Source organism: Actinosynnema sp. NPDC004786 (assembly GCF_053601135.1).
This window is the reverse complement of sequence record NZ_JBSGBG010000011.1, coordinates 160,498-186,069: the sequence shown is the minus strand read 5'-3', so window position 1 is coordinate 186,069 and position 25,572 is coordinate 160,498. Positions and strand designations below refer to the sequence as shown.

The window sequence follows — 25,572 nt, the reverse complement described above, 5'->3', positions numbered from 1 at the left end:
CGACGCCCGAACGCCCGGGTCCCCGGCGCGGCTCGGCGGAAGCCTGCCTCACCGGTCCAGCGATGCCCGGACGACGTCCGCCTCCGGCGACCCGATCGCGGTGAACCACTCCAGCGCGCCCTGCCAGTGCCGCCGCGCGCCCGCGAGGTCCCCGCGGGCGGCCAGCGCGTCACCGGCCAGGTGCGCGGCCCTGGCCTGCACGAACCGCTGCCCCGTGGTCGCGCTCGCCGCCGCGCACCGCAGCGCCAGGTCGAGCGCCTGCGCCACGTCGCCCTGGTCGAGCCGGATCCGCCCCAGCACGGCCAGCACGTCGACTTCGGCGATCCGCAGCCGGTAGCGGACCGCGCTGTCCAGCGCCTGGCTCGCCGAGTACCGCGCCTCGTCCCACCGGCCCGCCGCCCGGTGGGTCAGCGCGAGGCCGCGCCGGGCCGCGCAGATCCCCAGCGGGTAGCCGGTCTCCTCGGCGATCCGCAGCGCCTCGGTCGTGTGCTCCACCGCCTCGTCCAGCCTGCCCAGCCCGCACAACGCCTCGCCGAGGGCGTTCTTCGCGTCGCACAGCCCCTTCAGGTTGCCCAGCTCCTGCGCGATCGCCACCGCCCGCCCGGCCTCGTGCTCCGCCTCGGTCCAGCGCCCCCGCATCACGTAGGTCAACGCCAAGCCCTCGTGCGCGATGTGCGCCAACCGCCGCGCGCCGGCCCGCTCGTACAGCTCCCCGCACCTCTCGTAGAGCTGCGCGGCCCGCTGCGGCTGCCCGAGGAACAGGTGCACCTCGGCCAGCGCCCGGTGGCTGTCGGCCTGGGTCATCCACGCGCCCAGCCGGTTGCCGACGTCCAGCGCGCCCTCGAACGACGACACCGCCCGGTCGAGCTGCCCGAGCTGCATGTAGACGCCGCCGAGGTTGAGCTGGGCGATGCCCTCCTGCTGGAGCGCGCCGATGGTCCGGGTGATCACCAGCGCGCGTTCCAGGTGCCCGGCGGCCTGCTCCAGGTCGCCCACGTCGATGCAGACCGCGCCGAGGTTCGCCAGCACGGCGGCCTCCACGGCGGGCGCGGCGCCGGTGCGCTGCTGGATCGGGATCGCCCGGCGGAAGTAGTCGGCGGCCACGCGGTGCTGCCCGATCGCCCAGTACAGGGTGCCCAGCGACGACAGCATCGCCACCTCGCCGAGCGCGTCCTGCGACTCCTGCGCCACCGCCAGCCCGGCCTTCGCGGTCGCCAGCCACTCCACCGGCAGGCCGATCGTGTAGAAGTAGCGCCGCAACGCGTCGGCGAGCTGCCACACGTCCCGGTCCGGCCGGCGGTCGGCGGCGTGCACCACGAGCCCGACCAGGTTGCCGCGCTCGGCGTCCAGCCAGGCCAGCGCCTCCGCCGAGGTGGAGAACAGGCGCGGCGTGACGCCCGCCACGACGTCGGTCCGCGGCAGCCGCAGCAGCGTGCTCTTGAACGCGTCCGTGGCGTTGTCCACCGACCGGATCGACCAGTCCAGCAGCCGCTTCGAGGCCTGCGCGGTCTCCGCCGGGTCGTCCTCGACCTCGCGCCGCTCGGCCGCGTAGTCCCGCAGCAGGTCGTGGAACTGGTAGCGGCCGGGCGCGTGGTTGTCCACGAGGTTTGCCGTGGCCAGCCGGTCGAGCCGGCGGCGCGCGTCCTGCGTGGTCAGCCCGCCCAGCGCGGCCGCGACGTCCGGGGTGATGTCGCCCGGCGCGAGGCTGAGCAGCCGGAACAGCGAGGCCAGCTCCGGCTTCAACGCCGTGTACGACAGGTCGAACGCGGCGTGCACGGCCGCCCGCTCGTCGCCCTCCACGGCCAGCGCCGCGAGCCGGTTGCCGGCCCGCAGCTCCTCCACGTACGACGCGATGGTGATCTCCGGCCGGGACAGCAGGTTCGCCGCCGCGATCCGCAGCGCCAGCGGCAGGTGCGCGCACAGCTCGGCCAGCTCGTCGGCCGCCTCGGACTGCGACGCCACCACGTCCTCGCCGAGCATCCCGGCCAGCAACGCCCGCGTCTCGGACCGGTCGAGCACGTCCAGCCGCACGTTGGACGCGGCGTGGCTGACCGCCAGGCCGCGGAGGGTGTCGCGGCTGGTCACGAGCACCGCGCACCCCGGCGAGCCGGGCAGCAGCGGCCGGATCTGCTCGGCGTTGGCGGCGTTGTCGAGGACCAGCAGCACCTGCTGCCCGGTGAGCCGCGACCGGAACATCGCCTCCTGCTCGTCCTGGTCCAGCGGCACGGACTCGGGCGGCACGCCCTGCGCCCGCAGGAACCGCGGCAGCACGTCCACCGCGCTCAGCGGCGGCCCCTGGGCGTACCCGCGCAGGTTCACGTAGAGCTGCCCGTCGGGGAAGAATCGCCGCATCTGGTGCGCCGCGTGCACCGCCAACGCGGTCTTGCCCACGCCGGGCGGCCCGGCCAGCGTCACCACCGGCACGCCCTGCGCCGTGCGCAACAACGCCTCGATGAGCTGCACGGCCTGCTCACGGCCCACGAAGTCGCCGATGTCGGCGGGCAGCTGGGAGGGCACCACCCGGTCCCGCCGGCCCGCCGTCGCCGCGCCCTGCCCCGGGTCGAGCGTGGGCGACCCGCCCAGCACCTGCTGGTGCACCCGCCGCAGCTCGTCGCCCGGGTCGATGCCGAGCTGCTCGGCCAGCAGCCCGCTGACCCGCCGGTACGCGCCCAGCGCGTCGGCCTGCCGCCCGGACCGGTACAGCGCCACCATGAGCTGCGCCCACAGCCGCTCCCGCAGCGGGTGCTCGCTGGTCAGCCGGGACAGCTCGGGGATCAGCTCGGCGTGGCGGCCCAGCTCCAGGTCCACCTCGACCCGGCGCTCCTCCACGTGCAGCCGCCGCTCGCCCAGGCGGGGCACCTCGTCGCGGTGCAGCACCTCCGACGGCACGTCCACCATCGCCGGGCCCCGCCACAGGCCGAGCGCGGCGGTGAAGATCGCCGACGCGGACTCCAGCCGGCCCGCGGCCCGCTCCCGCTCGCCCTCCTCGACGAGCTGCTCGAACCGCGTCACGTCGATGGTGCGCTCGTCGACGTCGATCAGGTAGCCGTCGGGCACGGTCCGGATCGGCACCGCCGGGCCCAGCACCTGCCGCAGCCGCATCACGTAGGTCTGCAACGTGCCGCGGGCCCGCGCCGGGGGCTCCGCGCCCCAGATGTGCTCGGCCAGCTCGTCCACCGAGACCCCGGCGCCGGCGCGCATGAGCAGCGACACCAGCAGCGAGCGCTGCCGTCCCGCCCGCACCGGGACCTGCTCGCCGTCGACCAGCACCTGCAACGGGCCGAGGACGCGGAACTCGACCACAGGGCTCACCGGCGACCTCCCTCCGCACGTGTGCAGGTTTCCGTTGTCCGTTGTACAGCGTCGGAGCGCGTTCGCCCGATCTTCCGTGGTCACGTTGGGTCAGCGGCGGTGCGCCGGACGCAGGCGAAGGCCGATCCACGTGGCCGGATCGTGACCTCTGTTACGTCGGAAGGGTCGTGGGGACCGGTTATCGTCCGTGACCACACCGTGAGATCCCGGATTTCCACTAGGGGTGTTTGATGGCTCTTTCCCGAACGGCGCGACGCCGATGGACGGCCGCGATCGGCCTGACCGGCGTCGCCGTGCTCGCACTGTCCGCCTGCGCTGAATCACAGCGGGGTGGGGACGACGCGGCCGGCAAGACCGGGGGCACGCTGATCTTCGGCGCGGCGGGCAAGCCGAAGAACTTCGACCCGATCTTCAACGACGACGGTGAGAGCCTCCGCCCGGCCCGGCAGATCTACGACACGCTCATCACCTACAAGCGCGGCACCGCCGACCTGGCGCCCGGCCTCGCGGAGAAGTGGGAGCTGTCCCCGGACGGCAAGACGGTCACGTTCAGCCTCCGCAAGGGCGTGAAGTTCCACGACGGCACGCCGTTCAACGCCGAAGCCGTCTGCTTCAACTTCGACCGCTGGTTCAACATGAAGGGCGCCGCCGCCCAGAGCCAGATGATCTACTACGCGGACATCTTCAAGGGCTTCGCGAAGAACGAGGGCGACGCGTCCGGCGACCCGCTGTACAAGTCGTGCGAGGCCAAGGACGAGAGCACCGCCGTCCTGAACCTGAACGCCTACAGCAGCGCGCTGCCCGCCGCGTTCGGCCTCACCTCGTTCTCGATCTCCAGCCCCGAGGCGCTGAAGAAGTACGACGCGGACGCGGTCACGCAGTCCGGCGAGTCGTTCAGCTACCCGGCGTACGCGACCGACCACCCGACCGGCACCGGCGCGTTCAAGTTCGAGAGCTACGACAAGGCCAACAACACCATCACCCTGGTCCGCAACGAGGACTACTACGGGGAGAAGGCCAAGCTCGACAAGGTGATCTTCAAGATCATCGAGGACGAGAACGCCCGCAAGCAGGAGCTGAAGGCGGGCACGATCGACGCCTACGACTACCCGAGCCCGGCGGACTTCAAGTCCCTGGAGGGCGACGGCTTCGACGTGCTGATCCGCCCCGCGTTCAACATCATGTACCTGGGCATCAACCAGGCGAACACGCCGGCCCTGAAGGACCTGCGGGTGCGCCAGGCCATCGCCTACGCGGTCAACCGCGAGCAGCTCGTCAAGACCAAGCTGCCCGAGGGCGCCGAGGTCGCCACGCAGTACCAGCCCAAGACGGTCGCGGGCTACGCCGACGACGTGACGAAGTACGCCTACGACCCGGCCAAGGCGAAGGACCTGCTCAAGCAGGCCGGCGCGGAGAACCTGACGCTGAAGTTCTACGTGCCGACCGAGGTCAGCCGGCCGTACATGCCGAACCCGGTGGACTACGCCGCGGCGATGGCCGAGGACCTCAAGGCCGTCGGCATCAACGTCGAGACGGTGCCCCGCCCGTGGAACGGCGGCTACAAGGACGACGTGCAGAAGTTCGGCAAGCACGACCTGCACCTGCTCGGCTGGACCGGTGACTACAACGACGCCGGCAACTTCGCGGGCACGTTCTTCGGCCGGTCGAAGCCCGAGTTCGGCTTCGACGACCCGGCCCTGTTCGGCGAGATCGCCGCGGCCGACGCCGTGGTCGACCCGGACCAGCACGCCGACGCGTGGAAGCAGGTCAACCGCAACCTGCTGAGCAAGTACCTGCCCGCCGTGCCGATCTCGCACTCGCCGCCCGGCATCGTGGTGAACAAGAAGATCAAGGGCCTGATCCCGAGCCCGCTGACCGACGAGCGCTTCGACACGGTGACCAAGGACTGACCCGTCCAAGCCCATGAGTGGTGGCGCTCGAACCCCGGGCGCCACCACTCGTGCTGTTCCGAGGATTCCCCCATGCTGCGATTCACCATTCGCCGCCTGTTGCAAGCGATACCCACGCTTTTCGTCCTGTCGGTGCTGGTGTTCGCCTGGTTGCGGTCACTGCCCGGTGGCCCGGCCACGGCGTTGCTCGGCGACAAGGCCACCCCCGAGAAAGTCGCCGCGCTGGAGCAGGTCATGGGGCTCGACCAGCCCGTGTACCTCCAGTACTTCAAGTTCCTCGGTCGGATGCTGACCGGCGACATGGGCAACTCGATCATCTCGGCCGACCCGGTGCTGGAGGAGATCGGCCGCGCGCTGCCCGCCACCATCGAGCTGTCCGTGGTGGCCCTGCTGTTCGCGATCGCGCTCGGCATCCCCCTCGGCTACCTGGCGGCGAGCCACCGGGGCAAGTTCTTCGACAACCTGACCATCGTCGGCACCCTGACCGGCATCGCCGTCCCGGTGTTCTTCCTGGGCATCGTGCTCAAGTACGTGTTCGCGCAGGAGCTGGGGCTGCTGCCGCCGTCCAGCCGCCAGGACGCGGACATCGACGCCACCCGGGTCACCGGGTTCGCCACCCTCGACGGGATGCTCACCGGCGAGTGGGACGCCACCGCGAACGCGCTGTGGCACCTCGTGCTCCCGGCGATCGCGCTGAGCAGCATCCCGCTGGCGGTGATCGTCCGGATCACCCGCGCGTCCGTGCTGGACGTGCTGAACGAGGACTTCATCCGCACCGCCAACGCCAAGGGCCTGCAGGCGACCGTGGTGCGCACCCGGCACGTGCTGCGCAACGCCCTGCTGCCGGTGTCGACCACGATCGGCCTGCAGACCGGGTTGCTGCTCGGCGGCGCGGTGCTGACCGAGAAGGTGTTCGCGTGGGGCGGGCTCGGCTCGCTGCTCAGCGAGGGCATCCAGCGCCGCGACTACCCCCGGCTGCAGGCGCTGATCCTGCTGGCCGCGGCGGTGTACGTGCTGGTGAACCTCCTGGTCGACATCTCCTACGCCATCATCGACCCGAGGGTGCGGACGTCATGACCTCCTTGCTGGACCGCAAGAAGAAGAAGGTCGACGCCCTGGCCGAGTCGGCGGGCACCAGCCTGGCGGCGGACGCCTTCAAGCGGATGGCGCGCAACCCGGTCGCCATCACCGGCGCGGTCATCGTGCTGGCGTTCGTGCTGCTGTCGATCTTCGCGCCGTTCCTGGCGCCCAAGGACCCGTTCGTCCGGTACCCGGAGCTGCTGGAGAACCTGCGGGCCGACTCGATCCCCGGCCCCCAGCCGGGCTTCCTGCTCGGCAGCGACGAGTTCGGCCGCGACTTCTTCAGCCGGCTGCTGGTCGCCTCGCAGCAGTCGCTCATCGTCGGCGTGGTGGCGACGCTGGTGGGCGCCGCGATCGGCATGCTGATCGGCGGCCTCGCGGGCGCGCTCGGCGGCTGGGTGGACACCCTGCTGATGCGGGTGACCGACATCCTGCTGTCCGTGCCGAGCCTGCTGCTGGCGATCTCCATCGCCGCGCTGGCCAGCCGCGGCAGCCAGACCACGGTGATCATCGCGGTGGCCGTGGTCAGCGTGCCGATCTTCGCCCGCCTGCTGCGCGGGTCGATGCTCAGCCAGCGGCACAGCGACCACGTGCTGGCCGCGACGTCCCTGGGCGTGAAGCGGCGGACCATCGTGTTCCGGCACATGCTGCCGAACTCGCTGGGGCCGGTGATCGTGCAGGCCACGCTGACCCTCGCGACCTCGATCATCGAGGCCGCGTCGCTGTCGTTCCTGGGCCTGGGCGACCCCGACCCGAACCGGGCCGAGTGGGGCCTGATGCTGAGCAAGTCGCAGGCGTACATCGACGTGAAGTTCGAGCTGGCCCTGTACCCGGCGCTGGCCATCATCGTCGTCGCGCTGGGCTTCACGCTGCTCGGCGAGTCGCTGCGCGAGGCCCTCGACCCGAAGAACCGGAGGTAGCGGCGGTGGCGCTACTGGAAGTGCGTGACCTCACCGTGGTGTTCGAGCGCAAGGGGGAGAAGCCCTTCACCGCCGTGGACCACGTGAGCTTCGACGTGGAGCCGGGCCAGACCGTCGGCCTGGTCGGCGAGTCGGGGTGCGGCAAGTCCGTGACGTCGCTCGCGATCATGGGGCTGCTGCCCAAGCGCGGCGCGCGGGTGACCGGTTCGGTGCGGTACGAGGGCGCGGACCTGCTGTCGCTGTCGGACCGGGAGATGCGCGACCGGCGCGGCCGCGACCTGGCCATGGTGTTCCAGGACCCGCTGTCCTCGCTGAACCCGGTGATCCCGATCGGCATCCAGGTGACCGAGGTGCTGGAGCGGCACCGGGACATGCCGCGCAAGAAGGCGATGGTGGAGGCGGCGGAGCTGCTGGACAAGGTCGGCATCCCCGACCCGACCCGGCGGTTGTCGGAGTACCCGCACCAGCTCTCCGGCGGCATGCGGCAGCGCGCGCTGATCGCGATCGCGCTGGCCTGCCGGCCGCGGCTGCTGATCGCGGACGAGCCGACCACGGCGCTGGACGTGACCATCCAGGCGCAGATCCTGGCGCTGCTCAAGGAGCTGGTGCGGGATCTGGGCACCGCGCTGGTGATGATCACGCACGACCTGGGCGTGGTCGCGGGCCTGTGCGACGAGGTGAACGTGCTCTACGCCGGGCGCGTGGTGGAGAAGGCGCACCGGCACGAGCTGTTCGCCGCGCCGCGCCACCCGTACACGCACGGCCTGCTGTCGTCGATCCCGCGGCTGGACGCGCCGCGCGGCGAGAAGCTGAACCCCATCCGGGGCTCGGTGTCGGACAACATCCCGTGGTCGCAGGGGTGCGCGTTCGCGCCCCGGTGCCCCAACAAGCTGGACGTGTGCGTCCAGGTGACGCCGGAGCAGGAGGACATCGGCGGCGGCCGGCTGCTGCGCTGCCACAACCCGGTGCGGCCCCCGGTGGTCGAGGAGGTGTCGGTGTGAGCACTGCCGTGACCCCCCAGCCGGGAACGGCGACGGACACGCTCGTCTCGGTCGAGGGCATCAAGGTGCACTTCCCGATCAAGCGCGGCGTGGTCCTCGACCGCACGGTCGGCCACGTCTACGCGGTGGACGGCGTGGACCTGTCGGTGCGCCGCGGCGAGACCTACGGCCTGGTCGGCGAGTCCGGCTGCGGCAAGTCCACCCTCGGGCGGGCGGTGCTGCGGCTGACCGAGCCGACGGCGGGCCGCGTGGTGTTCGACGGCACGGACCTGTCGACGCTGAAGGGCGAGGGCCTGCGCCGGATGCGGCGCCGGATGCAGATGGTGTTCCAGGACCCCATGTCGTCCCTGGACCCGCGGCAGTCGGTGGAGTCGATCCTGGTCGAGGGCCTGCGGGCGCACGGCCTGGACAAGGGCCGCGAGGCGACCGGCAAGCGGCTGCGCGAGCTGCTGGCCGCGGTCGGGCTGCCGTCCACGTCGCTGCGCAAGTACCCGCACGAGTTCTCCGGCGGCCAGCGGCAGCGCATCGGCATCGCGCGGGCGCTGGCGGTCGAGCCGGACCTGATCATCGCCGACGAGCCGGTGTCCGCGCTGGACGTGTCGGTGCAGGCGCAGGTCGTGAACCTGCTGGAGGAGCTGCAGGACGAGTTCGGGCTGACCTACCTGGTGATCGCGCACGACCTCGCCGTGGTGCGGCACATCTCCGACCGGGTCGGCGTCATGTACCTGGGCGGCCTGGTGGAGGAGGCGACCTCGGACGACCTCTACACCGAGCCGCTGCACCCGTACACCCGGGCGCTGCTGTCGGCGATCCCCGTGCCGGACCCGCTGGTCGAGGACCGGCGGGAGCGGATCCTGCTGACCGGCGACCTGCCGTCGCCCGCGAACCCGCCGAAGGGCTGCCGGTTCCACACCCGCTGCCCGTGGCGGCAGGCGACCCGGTGCGACACCGAGCGGCCCGAGCTGCGCGAGGTGCTGCCGGGGCACAAGGTGGCGTGCCACTGGGCGGAGGACATCCGCTCCGGCGCGCTGCGGCCGCACGAGGTGGAGACCGTGCTGGTGGAGGAGGACGGCATCTCGCCGGACGTCCCCCTGGGCGGCCCGGCCTCGGTGACGGAGGCGCTGAACCCGTGAGCCCGGTGTCCGGGGGCGCGCGCCGGCGCCCCCGGACCCGCGGTCAGACGACCTGCGGGTAGAGCACGCGCGGGTCGGCGGACAGCGCGGCCTTCAGCTCCACGACGCCCTGGTCGGCCAGCACCTCGACCCGATCGGCCTCGATGCCGTCCAGGGCGGCGCGGACGACGTCGGCCGGGTCGTTCTTCGGCACGTCGAGGCCCGCCGTCATGTCCGTGTCGGTCGGCCCGAGGTGCAGGCCGGTGACCAGCGTGCCCTGCGCCGCCAGCTCCACCCGGACGCCGTTGGTGAGGCTCCACTGCGCCGCCTTGGCCGCGCTGTAGGCGGTGGCGCGGTCGTAGGACACCCACGACATCGAGGACAGCACGTTCAGGATCGCGCCGCCGCCGTTGGCCGCGAGGACCGGCGCGAACGCGCGGATCACCTCCAGGGTGCCGTAGAAGTGCGTGTCCATCTCCCGCCTGATCTCGGCCGGGTCGCCGGTGACCAGGTTCGCCCCGGTGATGATGCCCGCGTTGTTGACCAGCAGGGTCACGTCGCGCGCGAGGGCCGCGGCGGCGGCCACGGCCGCCGGGTCGGTGATGTCCAGCGGCAGCGCCTCGACGCCCGGCAGGTCCACCGCGCCGGCGTCGCGCGCGGTCGCGTAGACCTTCGCCGCGCCCCGCTCCACCAGCTGGCGGGCGAAGTGCCGGCCCAGGCCGCGGTTGGACCCGGTGACCAGCGCGACCGAGTTGGCGATCTTCATGGGTCTGTCTCCCAGGTGAGTTGGTATTTCCAACTTAGCCGGGACCGGCTCCGGGCGCGTGACCGGGCCATACTGGGGAACGTGACGGAACCCGACGGGTCGACCTGCTCGCTGGCCAGGGCGGTGGACGTGGTCGGCGAGCGCTGGACCCTCCTCGTGCTGCGCGAGGCGTTCGTGGGCGCGACCCGCTTCTCGGAGTTCCGCGCGCGGCTCGGCATCGCGTCCGACGTGCTCGCGGCCAGGCTCGCGAAGCTGGTCGACGCCGGTCTGCTGGCCCGGCAGGGCTACCGGGAGCCGGGGCAGCGCCCGCGCGACGGCTACCGCCTCACCGAGGCGGGCCGGCGGTTGAACCTGGTGCTGTGCGCCCTCCAGCAGTGGGGCGACGAGCACCTGCCGCGCACCGCGACGGGGGTCGCGTACCGGTCGGTCGACGGACGCCCGGTGCGGGTGCGGTTCGTGGACGACGAAGGCGCGGTCGTGCCGGACGGCGACGTGCGGTCCGAGCCGGCCTAGCGGTTCCGCGGCCGGTAGAGGGCGCGCAGCGCGGCGAGGCAGAGCACCTGGCCGCCGAGCGCGATCAGGGCGTGCACGAGCCACGCCCCGGCGAGGGTGGGACCGCCCCACGCGCCGCCGAGGCCGGGGTCGGCGGTGAACGGGTGGCCGAGGGCGCCGGCGGTGTCCGGCCAGAGCGGGTAGAGCCAGCCGCGGGCGGCCAGGTACAGGGCGAGCAGCGCGGGCACGGCCGCGACGACGGCCCGGGCGACACCGGGCCGCGGGTGGATCCCGAGACGGGCGAATGGCGTTCTCACGCACCGAACGCTAGGCGCGATCGGGTCGCGGGTCGTCGGTCCGCGGTGCCGACCCCGACGTCATACCGGGGTGGTACGGGCCGGGGGCGCCTCCCCCTGCGGTCGCGCCCCCGGCCCGGGGCCGTCACGCCGGCCAGCGCGGCGAACGGCCCAGCAGCCCGACCAGGCGGTCGGTGATCGGCGCGTCGTCCGGCACGGGGACCGGCAGCGCGAACGCCGCGCCGGGCCCGCGCACGTCCGGCGTGGTCGGGTAGCGGCGGGCCATCCGGAAGGCGGCGGTGGCCAGCTCCGGGTCGAGCGCGCTGTCCGCGCCGATCGCGCGGCGCAGGTCCCAGGAGTGCACCAGGCCGTCCACGAAGTGCGCGGCCACCAGGTCGCGGCCCGGCCGGCGGCCGTAGCCGGGGAACTCGGCGTCGCGCTCCAGCACCCCGTCCGCGCGGAACGCCTCGGTGGCCGCGTCGGCCGCCGCCCGGTAGGCGGTGGGCATGTCGTCGCTCGCCGGCTCGGCCACGGCGGTGCGGGTGATCGCCGCGGCGAACGACAGCGTCGTCTCGACCTGGTGGCGCAGCAGCTCGTACACCGTCCACCCGGCGCACGGCGTGGCCAGGTCCAGGTGCGACTCGTCCAGGCCGGCCATCAGCTCCAGGTTCAGGTCGAGCGACTGCCGGTTCAGGTCCAGGAGATCCACGGTTCCTCCGCCCCTCAAGTTGTACGAACGATCGTACAATTAGTTCGGGTCGGGTCAAGGGGGCTAGCGTGGGGGCCGTGAAGGTCGACGGACGGGTGGAGCGCGGCGAGCAGACGCGGCGGCAGATCCTGCGGCGCGCGGCGGAGATCGCCTCGGTCGAGGGGCTGGAGGGCCTGTCGATCGGGCGGCTGGCCACCGAGCTGCGGGTCAGCAAGAGCGGGGTGTTCGCGCACTTCGGCTCGAAGGAGGAGCTGCAGCTCGCGACCGTGCGCGCGGCGGCGGCGATCTTCGCGGCCGAGGTCGTCGAGCCCGCGCTGGTCGCGCCGCCGGGGCTGGACCGGCTGGAGCGGCTGCTGGACGGCTGGCTCGCGTACTCGGAGCGGCGCACGTTCCCGGGCGGGTGCTTCTTCTACGCCGTGCAGGCCGAGTTCGACGCCCGGCCCGGTCGGGTGCGCGACTCGATCGCCCGGTACGGCGCCGAGTGGCACGCCTACGTCCGCGACACGATCGCCGCGACCGGGTCGGTCGCCGACCCCGACCAGCTGGCGTTCGAGCTGATCGCGTTCCTGGAGCTGGCCAACGCCCGGTCGGTGCTGCACGACGACCCGCACGCGTACGAGCGGGCCAGGGCGGCGGTCCGGGCCCGGCTGGACCAGGTGGCCGCGGCGCCCCCCGCCCGGCGCTGAGCCGCCCGCGCGGCCCTCCCGACCGTCTCCGGCCCGTCGGCGCCCTCGGCGTTCCGCGGGTGACCACGCGCCGTCCACCACCCGCCACCCGGCCGGGTGCGAATCCGGTCCCGTTCCGGTGGCGGTGGTGATTCCGCCGAATTCCGTGGTAAGTGCTTTTCGTTCTTCATGCTTTTGTGCGACTGGTTCCCGTTCCTCGCCCGGGGGTGCGGTCGCGGGGCATTCCACATTTCGTGGGAAATGCTTTTCGCGATCATCGGGAGGGTGATCTCCATGCGTGTTCCCCGATCGGCCGCGCACGCGGCGAAACTGCTCTGCGCGATCGGCCTGTGCGCCGCGTCGGCCTCCACGCCCGCAGCCGCGGCGGCCCCGGCGCCCGCCGCGTGGGACTGCAGCGACCACTACATCTGCTTCTACCGGGACAGCGACGGCCGGGGCGACCGGTGCCAGTACTCGCAGAGCAACGCCCGGGCGAACGAGATCTGCTCGTGGGGCCTGGTGAACCCGAAATCGGTGCGGAACCGGTCCAACGACCGGGTGCACTATTACCGGGAGCACAACTACGAGGGCCGGATCGGCAGCACCGTGGCGGGCGACCAGGGAAACCTGGCCGGGAATTACACGATCAGGTCGCTCTGGTTCGACTGATCGCGCGCCGGCAGCGGTCGGCGTGCTCGCGCAGCGCGTCGACCAGGGCCGGCGGACCGTCGAGGAGGGTGAAGTCCGCGTCCACGGAGGTGATCATCCACACGAGGTCGCGGGCGTTCTCCGCGCCGACGTGCAGCAGGCAGCTCCGGTCGTCCACGGCCTCGACCACGCCCGTGCCGGGCCAGACCCGGTCGGCCACGGCGGCGGCCGGCTCGTGCAGCGCGACGGTCGCCCGCACCGGCCAGGCCCGTGACGACAGCCGGTGCTCCAGGTAGGCGGCCACGTCGCCGTCGGGCGGCTCGCGTTGCGCGAAGCGCGGGCCGTTCGGCGTGCGCAGCGCGAGCCGGTCGACGCGGAAGCTGCGCCAGTCGTCGCGGTCGGTGTCCCAGGCGACGAGGTACCAGTGCCGGCCGAGGCTGACCAGGCGGTGCGGCTGGGCGGACCGGGTGGTGCGGACGCCGCCGGCGCCGGTGTAGTCGAACCGCAGCGACTCGCACCGCCGGCACGCGTCGGCGATGGCCACGAGCACGTCCGGGTCCACCCGGGGGCCTCCCGCGCCGACCCGGACGGTCGCCGAGTGCAGCGCGCCGACCCGGTGCCGCAGCCGCGCGGGCAGCACCTGCTCCAGCTTGGCCAGCGCCCGCAGCGACGTCTCCTCGATCCCGGCGACCGAGCCGCCCGCCGCCGTGCGCAGCCCGACCGCCACGGCGACCGCCTCGTCGTCCTCCAGCGGCAGCGGCGGCAGCGCGGCCCCGCCGCCGAGCCGGTACCCGGCCGTGCCGCGGGTGGCGTGCACCGGGTAGCCGAGGTCGCGCAGCCGTTCGACGTCCCGGCGGACGGTGCGCGGGGTGACGCCCAGCCGGTCGGCCAGCTCGGCGCCGGACCGGTCGCACCGGGTCTGCAACAGCGACAGCAGCCGGAGCAGCCGCGAGGACGTGTCCACCATGGCGTCGAGCCTGCCCGATCGTTAGGACCGGCACCGTCCCAACGGGTCCCTAGCGTCGCGGCCATGACAGAGCACGACATCCGCCCGTTCCGCGTCGACGTCCCCGAGGAGCTGCTCGACGACCTGAAGGCGCGCCTGGCGAACACCCGCTGGCCGGACGAGCTGCCCGGCGTGGGCTGGAGCCGGGGCGTGCCGGTGGGCTACCTGAAGGACCTCGCCGAGCACTGGCGCACCCGCTACGACTGGCGCGCGCACGAGGCGGAGATCAACCGGCACCCGCAGTTCCTGGCCGACGTCGCCGGCCAGACCGTGCACTTCCTGCACGTGCGCTCGCCCGAGCCGGACGCCCTGCCGCTGGTCCTGCTGCACGGCTGGCCGGGCGGCGTGACGGACTTCCTCGACGTGATCGGCCCCCTGTCCGACCCGCGCGCGCACGGCGGCGACCCGTCCCGCGCGTTCCACCTGGTCGTCCCGTCGCTGCCCGGGTTCGGCTTCTCCACCCCGCTGGCCGGACCCGGCATGGGCGCGGCGCGGATGGCGGGCGTGCTGGTGGAGCTGATGGCGGCGCTCGGGTACGAGCGGTACGGCGTGCAGGGCTACGACACCGGGTCGTGGGTCGCCCCCGAGATGGGCCGGCGCGCGCCGGACCGCGTGGTCGGCATCCACCTCAACGCCCTGCTGGCGTTCCCCGTCGGCGAGGAGGGCGAGCTGGACGGCCTCACGGAGGTCGAGCAGCGGCGCTGGGCGGCCATGCGGGACTTCAACGACGGCTACCTCCGGTGCAACGCCAAGCGCCCGCAGACCGTGGCCTACGCGTTGCACGACTCGCCGGTGGGGCAGCTCGCCTGGATCGTGGAGAAGTTCAAGGAGCTGACCGACCCGGAGGACGGCCTGCCCGAGGACAGCGTGAGCCGCGACCGGGTGCTGACCGACGTGTCGCTGTACTGGCTGACCGGCACGTCCGCGTCCGCGGCGCAGGTCTACTACGAGGAGATCTCCGCCAAGGGCTGGGACGAGCGGCCGCCGGCGACCGTGCCGACCGGGGTGCTGGTCTCGGCGCGCGACGTGACGGTCCGGCGGTGGGCCGAGCGCGACCACCGCGTCGTGCGCTGGACCGAGCTGGACCGGGGCGGCCACTTCCTGGCCCTGGAGCGGCCGGACCTGCTGGTCGCGGACGTGCGCGGGTTCTTCGCCGGGCGGTGACCGGGGCCGCCTCGCCGACCGTCCGGCGGCGAGGCGGCCCGTCGGGCACTAGCGGTTGGCGCGGTTGATCGCGGAGACCAGGGCGCGCAGCGAGGCCACCACGGTCGAGCTGTCGATGCCCACGCCCCACAGCACGCGGTCCGACACGGCGCACTCCAGGTACGCCGCCGCACGGGCGTCGTCGCCCGACGACAGCGCGTGCTCGACGTAGTCCAGCACCCGCACGTCGTAGCCGACGGTGGCCAGCGCGTCGACGAACGCGGCGATCGGGCCGTTGCCGCTGCCGGTGATCTCCTGCGTCTCGCCGTCCACCACGACGACGGCCGTGATCCGCTCGTGGCCGCTGCCGTCGCCGGACACCTCCTGCCGCAGCAGCTTCAGCGGCACCGTTCCGTTCAGGTACTCCTCGGCGAAGGCGTCCCACATGTCCTTGGGGCCGATCTCGCCGCCCCGGGTGTCGGTGACCTCCTGGATGACCTTGGAGAACTCGACCTGGAGCCGGCGCGGCAGGTCCAGGTGGTGCTCGGTCTTCATCAGGTACGCCACGCCGCCCTTGCCGGACTGCGAGTTGACCCGGATCACGGCCTCGTAGTTGCGGCCGACGTCCTTGGGGTCGATCGGCAGGTACGGCACGTCCCACTGGTACTCGTCCACGTGCTGCCCGGCGGCCTTGGCGGCGTCCTCCAGGGCCTCGAAGCCCTTCTTGATCGCGTCCTGGTGCGAGCCGGAGAACGCGGTGAACACCAGGTCGCCGCCGTAGGGGTGCCGCTCGGGCACGGGCAGCTGGTTGCAGTACTCGACCGTGCGCCGGATCTCGTCGATGTCGGAGAAGTCGATCTGCGGGTCGACGCCCTGGCTGAACAGGTTCATGCCCAGCGTCACCAGGCACACGTTGCCGGTGCGCTCGCCGTTGCCGAACAGGCAGCCCTCGATCCGGTCCGCGCCCGCCAGGTAGCCCAGCTCGGCCGCCGCCACGCCGGTGCCGCGGTCGTTGTGCGGGTGCAGCGACAGGATGATCGAGTCGCGGCGCGCCAGGTTGCGCGACATCCACTCGATCGAGTCGGCGTACACGTTCGGGGTGGCCATCTCGACGGTCGCCGGCAGGTTGATGATCAGCGGCTTCTCCGGCGTCGGCCGGATGACCGCCGACACGGCGTCGCAGACCTCCAGCGCGTAGGACAGCTCGGTGCCGGTGTAGGACTCGGGGGAGTACTCGTAGCGGAACTCGGTCTCCGGGTAGAGCTTCTCCTGCTCCAGCGCGAACGCGGCGGCGTCGGTGGCGATCTTCTTGATGCCCTCGCGGTCGGACTTGAACACGACCCGCCGCTGCAGGACGGACGTCGAGTTGTAGAAGTGCACGATCGCCTTGGCCGCGCCGCGCAGCGCCTCGAACGTGCGGGTGATCAGCTCGGGGCGGCACTGGGTCAGCACCTGGATGGTCACGTCGGGCGGGATCGCGCCGTCCTCGATGATCTCGCGGACGAAGTCGAAGTCGGTCTGCGAGGCGGCCGGGAAGCCGACCTCGATCTCCTTGTAGCCCATCCGGACCAGCAGGTCGAACATCTTGCGCTTGCGCGCGGGCGACATGGGGTCGATCAGCGCCTGGTTGCCGTCGCGCAGGTCGACGGCGCACCACAGGGGCGCCTGGGTGATCCGCTTGCCGGGCCAGGTGCGGTCCGGCAGGTCGATGGTCTCCACCTGCTCGTGGAAGGGCCGGTAGCGGTGCACGGGCATGGACGTGCCGCGCTGGGGGTTCCACGCGGGCTGGCCGGGCACGGGGCGGGCCGGGGGCCGGATGCGGCTCGTGCCGGAGGTGTACGCGTCGTGACTGGTGCTCATGATCGGGAGTGCTCCTGCTGCTGCCGGGGATCGGACGACCGGCGGCAACGCTCGATCCCGCGACGGGGGGCCGGTCTGATCAGACCCCGTCACGGCGGCGAAGCAGGAGGGCACGTGCCACGTCGGACAGGTTAACCACATTCCGCGCCGAGGTGGAACCGACCGCCCAGATGGTGGAACTTCACCCGCTCGAGTTTCACTCGATCGTGGGGCGGGCACCTTCTTGACATGTCCAGATGGCGAACCTCAACGCGCAGCGGGAACTACACCGCTGCCCGGGTGATCCGCGGTGTCGGTGCCGCTTTCGCGGCCATCGAGGTGCTGTACATCCTCATGATCCTGATCGGGGTGAACGCCGGCAACGCGTTCTTCCGCTTCATCCAGCAGCTCGCCGAGCCGCTGGCGCTGTTCTTCCCGGGGTTGTTCAAGACGGGCAACTACAACGTCGACGTGCTCCTGAACTACGGCCTCGCGGCGGTGTTCTGGCTCGTCGTCGCCGGTCTGCTGGCCCGTGTCGTGGCCCGCTGACCCCCCTTCGGTTCCCCGTCGCGACCTCCTCCTCCCGCGGCGGGGAACCGGCGCGCTCAGCCCTCGCCGGGGTCGTCCGCGAAGGCGGGCCGCCCCCACCGGCCGGTGAACACCGTCTCGCTCAGCGGTTTGCGCGTCCGCGGCCGCCGTTCCCGCGCCCGCAGCTCCTCGGGCAGGTCCGCGTCGTCGCCGAGCACGCCGACCGCGATCACCACGACCGGCCGCACGTGGTCGGGCAGCCCGAACGCGACGCGCACGGCGTCCGGGTCGAAGCCGCCCATCTGGTGCGTGACCAGCCCCAGGTCCACGGCCTGCAGCACCAGGTTCTGCACCGCGAGGCCCAGCCCGAACTCGGTGTTCGGCACCGGGCCGCGCTCGTCGGCCTCGGCGACCGCGCCCACCAGCAGCACGGACGCCCGCCCGGCCCAGGACCGGTTGCCGGGCCGCAGCGCGGCGAAGATCCGCTCGAACGTGTCGTCGCCGCGGTGGCCGACCAGGAAGCGGGCGGGTTGGGTGTTGCCGTGCGAGGCCGCCCAGCGGGCCGCCTCCAGCAGCACGCGCACGGTGTCCGGGGAGACCTCGGCCGTGCCGTCGAACGCACGGGGGCTCCAGCGTCGCATGATCAGGTCGTGGGGTTCCATCAGATCGCATACTGCCAAGCCGTGATGGCGTACGCCCCGAACCACGCGCTGAACACCGAAACCCCGGCCAGCACCGCCACCGCGGTGCCCGTCCGCCGCCGGGCCAGCGCCAGCGCGACGGGCAGGAGCAGGGTGAACGCGGGCAGCAGCAGCCGCGCCTTGGAGTTCATCAGCCCGTTCGAGCCGAGGTCCATGGCGAGCACGCCCACGCCGTACACGACCAGCGGCCACTCCGGCCCCCGCCGCAGGCTCAGCACCACCAGCGCGAGCGCCACGACCAGCAGCCACACCGTGGCCAGCTCCAGCACCGACCGGGGCTCGCCCAGGATGAGCAGCGCGAACTTCCAGGTCGCGGCCCCGCCGTCGAACCGGGAGTCCCACCCGATCCGCTGCACGGCGAACCAGCCGTCCCACCGCCCGGTGCGCAGTGCCACGTACGCCAGGTAGCCGAGCAGCCCGAGCGGCGCGACGAGCCCGCCGACCCACGCCCGCCAGTCGTCCCGCCGCCGCCACACCGCCGCGGCCGCCGCCGCGCACACCGCCAGGACCAGCGCCGCGGCCGTCGGCCGCACGAGGCCCGCCGCCGCGCAGCACACCCCGGCGAGCAGCCACCGCCGCTCCACCACGCCGACCAGCGACCACGCGGCCAGCGCGCAGAACGTCGCCTCGGAGTACGTCATCGACAGCACCACGGCCATCGGCGACGCCGCGAACAGCACGACCAGCGCCAACCCGGCCCGGCGCGACCCGCCGGACACCCGCTCCCCGAGCCGGGCCAGCCCGTAGGCGCACACGACGCCGCTGACCAGGCTCACCGCGAACGCCGCCCCGACCGTCGGCACGCCGGGCAGCCCGTCGACCCACCGCACCAGGGCCGGGTAGCCGGGGAAGAACGCGAGCGGCGTCTCGTCCGTCCGCCGCCCGAACGCGTCCACCAGCCACGTCGGCACGTCGTCGTAGCCGCCCTCGGCGATGCCCAGGAACCACTGCCCGTCCCACGAGGTGAGCGCCCGGGTGACGTCCTTGTCCCACCGCGCCGCCATCAGCCGGAGCGCGATCAGGCCCAGCTCGCGCACGGCCAGGTAGAGCAGGGCGGGCGCGAGCACCGCGGTCGCCCGGTGTCTGGCCGCGCGTGCCAGCCGCCCGCGCGCGCCGGGCGCGTCGTACGGGTCCACGCGAACCGCCTCCAGGGTCGACACGGGTCGAGGGTAGTGGGCGTCACGGCGACCGCTGTCCACTCCTTGGGCCAGGTAGTCTCCCCGGTGAGCTGGGCTTGAAGCACCTGGGAGGAGTGGGTCTGTGGCGCTCGTCGTCCAGAAGTACGGCGGTTCCTCGGTCGGGAGCGCCGAGCGGATCAAACGGGTGGCCGAGCGCATCGTCGCGACCCGCAAAGCGGGCAACGACGTCGTCGTGGCCGTCTCGGCCATGGGCGACACGACCGACGAGCTGCTCGACCTCGCGCGCCAGGTGTCCCCGGTGCCGCCCGCCCGCGAGATGGACATGCTGCTCACCTCCGGCGAGCGGATCTCCATGTCGCTGCTGGCGATGGCGATCAGCTCGCTGGGCGCCGAGGCGCGGTCCTACACCGGCTCGCAGGCCGGGGTGATCACCACGTCCGTGCACGGCAAGGCGCGCATCATCGACGTGACGCCGAGCCGCATCCAGGACGCGCTGGCGGAGGGCGCGATCGCGATCGTCGCGGGCTTCCAGGGCGTGAGCCAGGACAGCAAGGAGATCACCACGCTCGGCCGCGGCGGCACCGACACCACCGCGGTGGCGTTGGCGGCCGCGCTGAAGGCCGACGTCTGCGAGATCTACACCGACGTGGACGGCGTGTTCACCGCCGACCCGCGCATCGTGCCGAACGCCAAGCGGCTGGAGACCATCACCTACGAGGAGATGCTCGAGATGGCGGCGAGCGGGGCCAAGGTGCTCATGCTGCGCTGCGTCGAGTACGCCCGCCGCTACGGCGTCCCCGTGCACGTCCGATCTTCGTTCAGCAACAAGCCCGGGACCATCGTGTCCGGGTCAGTGGAGGACCTTCCCGTGGAACAGGCGATGATCACCGGCGTCGCGCACGACCGGTCCGAGGCCAAGGTGACCGTGACCGCGGTGCCCGACCTGCCCGGCATGGCGGCGCGGATCTTCCGCGTCGTGGCGGAGGCGGAGCTGGACATCGACATGGTCGTGCAGAACGTCTCGCAGGCCGTGTCCGGCCGCACCGACGTGACGTTCACCCTGCCGAAGGACGACGGGCCGCGCGCGGTCGCCGCGTTGGAGAAGGCGCGCGAGGAGATCGGCTTCGACCAGGTGCTCTACGACGAGCACGTGGGCAAGGTGTCGCTGGTCGGCGCGGGCATGCGCTCGCACCCCGGCGTGACCGCCCAGTTCTGCGAGGCGCTGGCCGCGGCCGGCGTCAACATCGAGATCATCTCCACCTCGGAGATCCGGATCTCGGTCATCTGCCGCGACACGCAGCTCGACGACGCCGTGCGGGCCCTGCACGACGCGTTCGAGCTGGGCGGCGACGAGGAGGCAGTGGTGTACGCGGGGAGTGGACGATGAGCGCGACCTCGGGTGCGGGTGTGCCGCGCAAGCCCCGCCTCGCGCTGGTGGGCGCGACCGGCGCCGTCGGCACCGTCATGATCGACATCATCAACGGCCGCGAGTCCGTGCCGTGGGGCGAGATCCGGCTGATCGCGTCGCCGCGCTCGGCGGGCAAGAAGATCACCGTGCGCGGTGAGGAGCTGACCGTCGTCGCGCTGTCGCCCGAGGCGTTCGACGGCGTGGACGTCGCCATGTTCGACGTGCCGGACGAGGTGTCGGCCGAGTGGGCCCCGGTGGCCGCCGCCCGCGGCGCGGTCGCGGTGGACAACTCGGGCGCGTTCCGGATGGACCCCGAGGTGCCGCTGGTGGTGCCCGAGGTGAACGCCGACCGGATCGGCGAGCGCCCGAAGGGGATCATCGCGAACCCGAACTGCACGACGTTGTCGATGATGGCCGCGCTGGGCGCCCTGCACCGGGAGTTCGAGCTGCGCGAGCTGGTCGTCGCGTCCTACCAGGCGGCGTCGGGCGGCGGGCAGGCGGCGATCGACCGCCTGTACGCGGAGACCGAGGCGTTGGCGGGCAAGCCGGTCGGGGTGCGCGCGGGCGACGTGCGCGAGGCGCTGGAGGCCGCCGGGCTGCCGGTGTCGGACTCGCCGTTCCCCGCGCCGCTGGCGTTCAACGTGGTGCCGTGGGCCGGGTCGCTCAAGGACGAGGGGTGGACCAGCGAGGAGCTGAAGGTCCGCAACGAGTCCCGCAAGATCCTCGGCATCCCGGACCTGAAGGTCTCGGCGACGTGCGTGCGCGTGCCCGTGGTGACGACGCACTCGCTGGCGGTGCACGCGACGTTCGCCCGCGAGGTGACCGTCGAGCAGGCGCACAAGATCTTCGGCGCGCAGCCGTCGATCGTGCTGGTGGACGACCCGTCGGCGAAGGAGTTCCCGACGCCCGCGGACGTCGTGGGCGGCGACCCGACCTACGTCGGCCGGGTGCGGCAGGCGCTGGACTTCCCGAACACGCTGGACTTCTTCGTGTGCGGGGACAACCTGCGCAAGGGTGCGGCGCTGAACACCTACGAGATCGCCGAGGAGCTGGCCGGCCGCCTGTAGGTTCACCCCCATGGCGGAGGTAGTGCTCGCGATCGACCTGGGGACGACGTCGACCAAGGTCATCGCGGTGGACCGGGACGCGGGCGTGGTGGCATCGGCGGAGCACGGCTACCCGATGCGCACCACGCCCTCCGGCGAGGCGACCCACGACCCGGTGGAGGTGTGGGAGGCGGCGCTGCGGGCGTTGCGGGAGGTCGCGTCCCGGGGGCTCGCGGTGCGGGCGCTGGCGTTGACCGGCGCGATGCACACGCTGGTGGGCCTGGACGCCTCGGGCACGCCGGTCACGCCGTCGGTGTCGTGGGCGGACAACCGCGCGCAGGAGCAGGCGGCCCGGCTGCGCGGCACGGACGCGGGCATCGCGCTGCACCGGGCGACCGGCACCCCGATCCACACCATGTCGCCGCTGGTGAAGCTGGCGTGGTTCCACGACCGGGGGTTCACCGCGGACCGGTGGTGCGGGCTCAAGGACTACGTGGCGCTGCGGCTGACGGGCGTGCTGGCGACCGAGCACTCGTCGGCGTCGGCGACGGGCCTGATGGACCTGCGGTCGCTGGACTGGCACCCCGGGTCGCTGGAGTTCGCGGGCGTGCGGGCCGAGCAGCTGCCCGCGCTGCACGCCCCGACCGACTCCCTGCCGCTCGCGGTGGACGTGCCGGGCCTGCCCGCCGGGCTGCCGGTCGTGCTGGGCGGCGGCGACGGGCCGATGGCGAACCTCGGCGTGGGCGCGGTCGTGCCGGGGGTGGCGGCGGTGTCGCTGGGGACCAGCGGCGCGCTGCGGGTGGTGCGCGACGAGCCCGCCGTGGACGAGCGGGGGCGGGTGTTCTGCTACGCCGTCGCCGAGGGGCTGTGGGTGCTCGGCGGCGCGGTGAGCAACGGCGGCGTGGCCGCGCAGTGGGCCGCCGAGGCGTTCGGCGTGGACGTCCGGGACCTGCTGGACGAGGCCGCCGCGGTGCCGGTGGGCGCGTCGGGCGTGACCGCGTTGCCGTACCTGCTGGGCGAGCGCGCGCCGTGGTGGGACGCGGACGCGACCTCGGCGGTGGTCGGGCTGCGGCGCGAGCACGGGCGCGCGGTGGTCACCCGTGCCCTGGTGGAGGGCGTGGCGCAGCAACTGGCGCTGGTGCTGGACGCGGTGCGCTCGGTGGCGGACGTGCACGCGGTCCGGGTGACCGGCGGCGCGTTCCGCAGCGACCTGTGGGCGACGGTCCTGTCGTCGGCGCTGGGCCTGGAGCTGGAGCTGGCCGACGACAGCGAGGGCTCGGGCGTGGGCGCGGCCCTGGTGGGGTGGCGGGCGCTGGGGGAGATCGGGTCGCTGACCGTCGCCGCCGACCTGATCACCCCGGTGAAGACGATCGCCCCGGACCCGGAGGCGGTCCGCTTCTACGCGCGGGCCCGGCCGGGCGTCGAACGCCTGTACCGGGCCCTGCGCGAGCTGGGGCGGCCCTAGCGGGCGCGCAGCAGGAAGCCGTGCTCCACCAGGTCGGTCAGGCCGAACTTCCCGACCATCCGGTGCTCCGGCCGGGGCTGCGCGGCCAGGTGCTCGACGTCGAACGCGTGCCCGAAGCGCTCGGCGATCTCCGCCGGCCCGACGGAGAACGGCGGCGTCGGCAGCGTCGGGTGGTACTCCAGGGTGTTGATGAAGTACCGGGTCCCGGGCCGGGCCAGGCGGGTGATCGTGTCGGCGTACCGCTGCCGCATGTCGTCCGGGAACGCGATCAGCGACGCGCGGTCGTAGACCAGGTCGACCGGGCCGATCTCGGCCGGTCCCAGCCGGAACAGGTCCTGGCGGCGGATGACGAGGTTGCCGCAGCGGAACACGTCGGGCTCCTCCTCCACCGGGTCCAGGCCGTTCTCGGCGAAGAACTCCTCGACGGCCCGGGGCACCAGCTCGACCCCGACGACCTCCGCCGCCGTCTCGGCGAAGAACCGCAGGTCGGTGGTCTTGCCGCAGAGCGGCACCAGGACCCGCGCGCCGGCCACCAGGCCGAGCCGGGCCAGCATCCGGGCGTGCTCGTGCACGTCGCGCAGGTGGAAGCTCGTCTTCGTGCCGCCCTGCTCCCACGACTCGTACCAGAACTCGGGTTCCATGCTGGAGAAGAGGTGCGCGGAGCGTGCCGGAGACTGGGCCGAACGGGTGGTTTCCGCCCCGATCAGACCACCGGGGCCGGCGTCCTGCGGTGACCGGGCACCGCGGTGCCCGCGGCGATCACGACCGCGCCGACGCCCGCGACGGCGAACCCCCACGCCGGTGAGCCGTGGTCGATCACGAACCCGGCGACCGGCTGGCCCAGCGCCACGCCGAGCGTGAACGCCGAGCTCTGCAGGCCCATCGCCACACCGCGCGCGGACGGGGGCGCGTGCTTCGTGATCTCCTCGCCGGTCGCGGTGATCGTCGGCGCGCACAGGAGGTTCGTCGGCACCAGGGCGAGCGCCAGCCACCACGGCGACCAGCCGAACAACCCGATCGGCACGGCCAGCAGCCCCATGCCGCCCATCAGCGCCCACAGCGGCGGCACGCGGGTCAGCCCGCCGTAGACGAACCCGCCGACCAGCGACGCCACGCACATCACCGCGACCATCGCCCCGGTCCACCCGGTCAGGCCCAGTTCGCGCATCGACGCCACCACGGACACCTCGACGCCCGACAGCACGAACGTCGCGCCGCCCGCGCTGATCAGCACCCCGACCAGCCGCCCGTCGAGCCACTCCCGGCGGGGCACGCGCGGTCCCGAGTGGCCCTCGCGGCCGACCGGGGGGTTGACCGCGTACAGGATCGCGCCCACCACGAGCATGGACGCGCCGATGGCCCACATCGCGGTCCGGCTGGACGCCTGCGTGGTGAGCGCGACGCCGAGCGCCGGGCCGGCCATGAACGCGACCTCGACGGCCATCGAGTCCATCGCCAGCGCGGTGCGCCGGCGGTCGTCCGGCACCAGCGCGGTCAGGATCTGCCTGCCCAGCGACATGACCGGCAGCACCGTGATCCCGGTGAGGAAGCACGTGACCAGCAGCACCTCGTAGGGCAGCAGGGGCGCGACGAACCAGAAGACGCCCTCGGTGGCCACCGACAGGGCCACCATGGCGCGCAGCCCGCGCCGGTCCACCAGGTGGCCCATCAGCGGCGAGCCCAGCGCGATGCCGATCGTGCTGACCGCCCCGACCAGGCCCGCCGCGCCGTAACCTCGTTCGAGGCCGAGCAGGACGTGCATGGTGATCGTCATGCCCGCGGCCGTCGCCGGCACGCGCGCGACCAGCATCAGGAGCATCAGGCCGGGCACGCGCGGCGTTCGGAGGACGGCCAGGTAACGGGAGACGTTCACGTGCCCATCCTCACTCGCGAGGGCAAGAGGTTTAACCGTTCGTTTTCTTGACTCGTTCCAGAAAGCGTGATGAAGTGGTGGAGCCATGACCCCAGGACCACGTGAGCTGCTCAAGGACGCCGGGCTGCGCGTCACCGCACCCCGGATCGCGGTGCTCGAGTGGCTCGTCGAACACCCCCACGCCACGGCCGACGCGGTCGCCGAGGGCGTGCGGGCCCGGTTGGGGTCCGTGTCGACGCAGGCCGTCTACGACGTGCTGCACGCGTGCGCGCGGACCGGGTTGCTGCGCCGGATCGAACCCGCCGGTCACCCGGCGCGGTACGAGACGCGGACCGGCGACAACCACCACCACCTCGTCTGCCGGACCTGCGGCCGGACCGAGGACGTCGACTGCGTCCACGGCGCCGCGCCCTGCCTCGAACCCTCCGAGACGGCCGGCTTCGCGGTGGACGAGGCGGAAGTCCTGTTCTGGGGTCTGTGCCCGGATTGCCGAGGGACCTGACTGCCGCACCC

Annotated in this window: 24 protein-coding genes; 14 read left to right on the top strand and 10 right to left on the bottom strand. The window is 72.9% G+C overall.

Annotated features, from left to right (window positions below):
• Window positions 1-48: 48 nt before the first annotated feature.
• The gene (locus ACWEFJ_RS12570) at window positions 49-3,312 is read right to left on the bottom strand and encodes an AfsR/SARP family transcriptional regulator (RefSeq protein ID WP_449713815.1); all 3,264 of its coding nucleotides are present in this window, start codon (window positions 3,310-3,312) and stop codon (window positions 49-51) included.
• 230 nt (window positions 3,313-3,542) lie between these two features.
• On the opposite strand from ACWEFJ_RS12570, the gene ACWEFJ_RS12565 reads away from it, so the two are divergent.
• From ACWEFJ_RS12565 to ACWEFJ_RS12545, 5 genes are all read left to right on the top strand, one after another.
• Window positions 3,543-5,222: an ABC transporter substrate-binding protein gene (locus ACWEFJ_RS12565; protein ID WP_378082950.1), complete on the top strand. Its 1,680-nt coding sequence runs from the start codon at window positions 3,543-3,545 to the stop codon at window positions 5,220-5,222.
• A gap of 72 nt (window positions 5,223-5,294) precedes the next feature.
• Window positions 5,295-6,299: an ABC transporter permease gene (locus tag ACWEFJ_RS12560; RefSeq protein ID WP_378082949.1), complete on the top strand. Its 1,005-nt coding sequence runs from the start codon at window positions 5,295-5,297 to the stop codon at window positions 6,297-6,299.
• Window positions 6,296-7,222, top strand: coding sequence for an ABC transporter permease (locus ACWEFJ_RS12555; RefSeq protein WP_378082948.1), 927 nt, complete (start codon window positions 6,296-6,298; stop codon window positions 7,220-7,222). Before ACWEFJ_RS12560 ends, ACWEFJ_RS12555 begins: the two co-directional genes overlap by 4 nt.
• 5 nt (window positions 7,223-7,227) lie before the next feature.
• Window positions 7,228-8,223 (top strand): ABC transporter ATP-binding protein, encoded by a 996-nt coding sequence (locus ACWEFJ_RS12550; RefSeq protein ID WP_378082947.1) that lies wholly within the window; start codon window positions 7,228-7,230, stop codon window positions 8,221-8,223.
• An 8-nt stretch (window positions 8,224-8,231) separates the two neighbouring features.
• Window positions 8,232-9,356: an ABC transporter ATP-binding protein gene (locus ACWEFJ_RS12545; protein WP_449713839.1), complete on the top strand. Its 1,125-nt coding sequence runs from the start codon at window positions 8,232-8,234 to the stop codon at window positions 9,354-9,356.
• A gap of 43 nt (window positions 9,357-9,399) precedes the next feature.
• On the opposite strand, the gene ACWEFJ_RS12540 is transcribed toward ACWEFJ_RS12545, so the two are convergent.
• The gene (locus ACWEFJ_RS12540; RefSeq protein ID WP_378082944.1) at window positions 9,400-10,101 is read right to left on the bottom strand and encodes an SDR family oxidoreductase; all 702 of its coding nucleotides are present in this window, start codon (window positions 10,099-10,101) and stop codon (window positions 9,400-9,402) included.
• Window positions 10,102-10,182: 81 nt separating this feature from the next.
• Here ACWEFJ_RS12540 and ACWEFJ_RS12535 point away from each other — a divergent pair, with 81 nt between their 5' ends.
• The gene (locus tag ACWEFJ_RS12535) at window positions 10,183-10,614 is read left to right on the top strand and encodes a winged helix-turn-helix transcriptional regulator (protein ID WP_449713814.1); all 432 of its coding nucleotides are present in this window, start codon (window positions 10,183-10,185) and stop codon (window positions 10,612-10,614) included.
• Here ACWEFJ_RS12535 and ACWEFJ_RS12530 read toward each other — a convergent pair.
• Complete coding sequence (locus tag ACWEFJ_RS12530) at window positions 10,611-10,910, bottom strand: hypothetical protein (protein WP_449713813.1); 300 nt, start codon at window positions 10,908-10,910, stop codon at window positions 10,611-10,613. The genes ACWEFJ_RS12535 and ACWEFJ_RS12530 overlap by 4 nt on opposite strands.
• Before the next feature lie 124 nt (window positions 10,911-11,034).
• Complete coding sequence (locus ACWEFJ_RS12525; protein ID WP_449713812.1) at window positions 11,035-11,598, bottom strand: TIGR03086 family metal-binding protein; 564 nt, start codon at window positions 11,596-11,598, stop codon at window positions 11,035-11,037.
• Between the two features lie 68 nt (window positions 11,599-11,666).
• Between ACWEFJ_RS12525 and ACWEFJ_RS12520 the strand changes: the two genes are divergently transcribed.
• Both ACWEFJ_RS12520 and ACWEFJ_RS12515 read left to right on the top strand, forming a co-directional pair.
• Entirely contained in the window at window positions 11,667-12,284 is a 618-nt protein-coding gene (locus ACWEFJ_RS12520; RefSeq protein WP_378082937.1) for a TetR/AcrR family transcriptional regulator, read from the top strand.
• 273 nt (window positions 12,285-12,557) lie between these two features.
• On the top strand, window positions 12,558-12,932 hold the full coding sequence (locus tag ACWEFJ_RS12515; protein WP_378082935.1) for a peptidase inhibitor family I36 protein: 375 nt from the start codon (window positions 12,558-12,560) through the stop codon (window positions 12,930-12,932).
• On the opposite strand, the gene ACWEFJ_RS12510 is transcribed toward ACWEFJ_RS12515, so the two are convergent.
• Entirely contained in the window at window positions 12,910-13,878 is a 969-nt protein-coding gene (locus ACWEFJ_RS12510) for a helix-turn-helix transcriptional regulator (protein ID WP_449713811.1), read from the bottom strand. The genes ACWEFJ_RS12515 and ACWEFJ_RS12510 overlap by 23 nt on opposite strands.
• A 63-nt stretch (window positions 13,879-13,941) precedes the next feature.
• Between ACWEFJ_RS12510 and ACWEFJ_RS12505 the strand changes: the two genes are divergently transcribed.
• A complete protein-coding gene (locus ACWEFJ_RS12505) occupies window positions 13,942-15,081 on the top strand; it encodes an epoxide hydrolase family protein (RefSeq protein ID WP_449713810.1) in 1,140 nt (379 codons plus the stop codon).
• Between the two features lie 48 nt (window positions 15,082-15,129).
• Here ACWEFJ_RS12505 and leuA read toward each other — a convergent pair whose 3' ends face one another.
• Entirely contained in the window at window positions 15,130-16,920 is a 1,791-nt protein-coding gene (gene leuA, locus ACWEFJ_RS12500) for a 2-isopropylmalate synthase (RefSeq protein WP_378082931.1), read from the bottom strand.
• A 228-nt stretch (window positions 16,921-17,148) separates the two neighbouring features.
• On the opposite strand from leuA, the gene ACWEFJ_RS12495 reads away from it, so the two are divergent.
• Entirely contained in the window at window positions 17,149-17,448 is a 300-nt protein-coding gene (locus ACWEFJ_RS12495) for a hypothetical protein (protein ID WP_378082929.1), read from the top strand.
• Window positions 17,449-17,504: 56 nt separating this feature from the next.
• On the opposite strand, the gene ACWEFJ_RS12490 is transcribed toward ACWEFJ_RS12495, so the two are convergent.
• Window positions 17,505-18,089 carry a nitroreductase family protein gene (locus ACWEFJ_RS12490; protein WP_378082926.1) on the bottom strand — a complete coding sequence of 195 codons (585 nt, stop codon included), beginning with the start codon at window positions 18,087-18,089 and terminating at the stop codon, window positions 17,505-17,507.
• Window positions 18,089-19,288: a hypothetical protein gene (locus ACWEFJ_RS12485; RefSeq protein WP_378082924.1), complete on the bottom strand. Its 1,200-nt coding sequence runs from the start codon at window positions 19,286-19,288 to the stop codon at window positions 18,089-18,091. The genes ACWEFJ_RS12490 and ACWEFJ_RS12485 overlap by 1 nt, the downstream gene beginning before the upstream one ends.
• Before the next feature lie 100 nt (window positions 19,289-19,388).
• On the opposite strand from ACWEFJ_RS12485, the gene ACWEFJ_RS12480 reads away from it, so the two are divergent.
• The 3 genes from ACWEFJ_RS12480 to ACWEFJ_RS12470 are packed head-to-tail and all read left to right on the top strand — an operon-like array spanning window position 19,389 to window position 23,186.
• The gene (locus ACWEFJ_RS12480) at window positions 19,389-20,654 is read left to right on the top strand and encodes an aspartate kinase (protein ID WP_378082923.1); all 1,266 of its coding nucleotides are present in this window, start codon (window positions 19,389-19,391) and stop codon (window positions 20,652-20,654) included.
• Entirely contained in the window at window positions 20,651-21,742 is a 1,092-nt protein-coding gene (locus ACWEFJ_RS12475; protein WP_378082921.1) for an aspartate-semialdehyde dehydrogenase, read from the top strand. Before ACWEFJ_RS12480 ends, ACWEFJ_RS12475 begins: the two co-directional genes overlap by 4 nt.
• A 10-nt stretch (window positions 21,743-21,752) precedes the next feature.
• Window positions 21,753-23,186: a gluconokinase gene (locus tag ACWEFJ_RS12470; protein WP_378082920.1), complete on the top strand. Its 1,434-nt coding sequence runs from the start codon at window positions 21,753-21,755 to the stop codon at window positions 23,184-23,186.
• Here ACWEFJ_RS12470 and ACWEFJ_RS12465 read toward each other — a convergent pair.
• Both ACWEFJ_RS12465 and ACWEFJ_RS12460 read right to left on the bottom strand, forming a co-directional pair.
• The gene (locus ACWEFJ_RS12465; RefSeq protein ID WP_449713809.1) at window positions 23,183-23,827 is read right to left on the bottom strand and encodes a thiopurine S-methyltransferase; all 645 of its coding nucleotides are present in this window, start codon (window positions 23,825-23,827) and stop codon (window positions 23,183-23,185) included. The genes ACWEFJ_RS12470 and ACWEFJ_RS12465 overlap by 4 nt on opposite strands.
• 62 nt (window positions 23,828-23,889) lie before the next feature.
• Window positions 23,890-25,059: an MFS transporter gene (locus tag ACWEFJ_RS12460; RefSeq protein ID WP_449713808.1), complete on the bottom strand. Its 1,170-nt coding sequence runs from the start codon at window positions 25,057-25,059 to the stop codon at window positions 23,890-23,892.
• A gap of 85 nt (window positions 25,060-25,144) precedes the next feature.
• Here ACWEFJ_RS12460 and ACWEFJ_RS12455 point away from each other — a divergent pair, with 85 nt between their 5' ends.
• The gene (locus ACWEFJ_RS12455) at window positions 25,145-25,561 is read left to right on the top strand and encodes a Fur family transcriptional regulator (RefSeq protein ID WP_378082915.1); all 417 of its coding nucleotides are present in this window, start codon (window positions 25,145-25,147) and stop codon (window positions 25,559-25,561) included.
• Window positions 25,562-25,572 lie beyond the last annotated feature (11 nt).

What these genes read in the sequence shown, in the direction of transcription:
- ACWEFJ_RS12560 (WP_378082949.1), top strand. Translation starts at nt 5,295, where the DNA reads ATGCTGCGATTCACCATTCGCCGCCTGTTGCAAGCGATACCCACGCTT.
- ACWEFJ_RS12555 (WP_378082948.1), top strand. Translation starts at nt 6,296, where the DNA reads ATGACCTCCTTGCTGGACCGCAAGAAGAAGAAGGTCGACGCCCTGGCC.
- ACWEFJ_RS12565 (WP_378082950.1), top strand. Translation starts at nt 3,543, where the DNA reads ATGGCTCTTTCCCGAACGGCGCGACGCCGATGGACGGCCGCGATCGGC.
- ACWEFJ_RS12540 (WP_378082944.1), bottom strand. Translation starts at nt 10,101, where the DNA reads ATGAAGATCGCCAACTCGGTCGCGCTGGTCACCGGGTCCAACCGCGGC.
- ACWEFJ_RS12505 (WP_449713810.1), top strand. Translation starts at nt 13,942, where the DNA reads ATGACAGAGCACGACATCCGCCCGTTCCGCGTCGACGTCCCCGAGGAG.
- leuA (WP_378082931.1), bottom strand. Translation starts at nt 16,920, where the DNA reads ATGAGCACCAGTCACGACGCGTACACCTCCGGCACGAGCCGCATCCGG.
- ACWEFJ_RS12495 (WP_378082929.1), top strand. Translation starts at nt 17,149, where the DNA reads ATGTCCAGATGGCGAACCTCAACGCGCAGCGGGAACTACACCGCTGCC.
- ACWEFJ_RS12470 (WP_378082920.1), top strand. Translation starts at nt 21,753, where the DNA reads ATGGCGGAGGTAGTGCTCGCGATCGACCTGGGGACGACGTCGACCAAG.
- ACWEFJ_RS12465 (WP_449713809.1), bottom strand. Translation starts at nt 23,827, where the DNA reads ATGGAACCCGAGTTCTGGTACGAGTCGTGGGAGCAGGGCGGCACGAAG.
- ACWEFJ_RS12475 (WP_378082921.1), top strand. Translation starts at nt 20,651, where the DNA reads ATGAGCGCGACCTCGGGTGCGGGTGTGCCGCGCAAGCCCCGCCTCGCG.
- ACWEFJ_RS12490 (WP_378082926.1), bottom strand. Translation starts at nt 18,089, where the DNA reads ATGGAACCCCACGACCTGATCATGCGACGCTGGAGCCCCCGTGCGTTC.
- ACWEFJ_RS12515 (WP_378082935.1), top strand. Translation starts at nt 12,558, where the DNA reads ATGCGTGTTCCCCGATCGGCCGCGCACGCGGCGAAACTGCTCTGCGCG.
- ACWEFJ_RS12455 (WP_378082915.1), top strand. Translation starts at nt 25,145, where the DNA reads ATGACCCCAGGACCACGTGAGCTGCTCAAGGACGCCGGGCTGCGCGTC.
- ACWEFJ_RS12510 (WP_449713811.1), bottom strand. Translation starts at nt 13,878, where the DNA reads ATGGTGGACACGTCCTCGCGGCTGCTCCGGCTGCTGTCGCTGTTGCAG.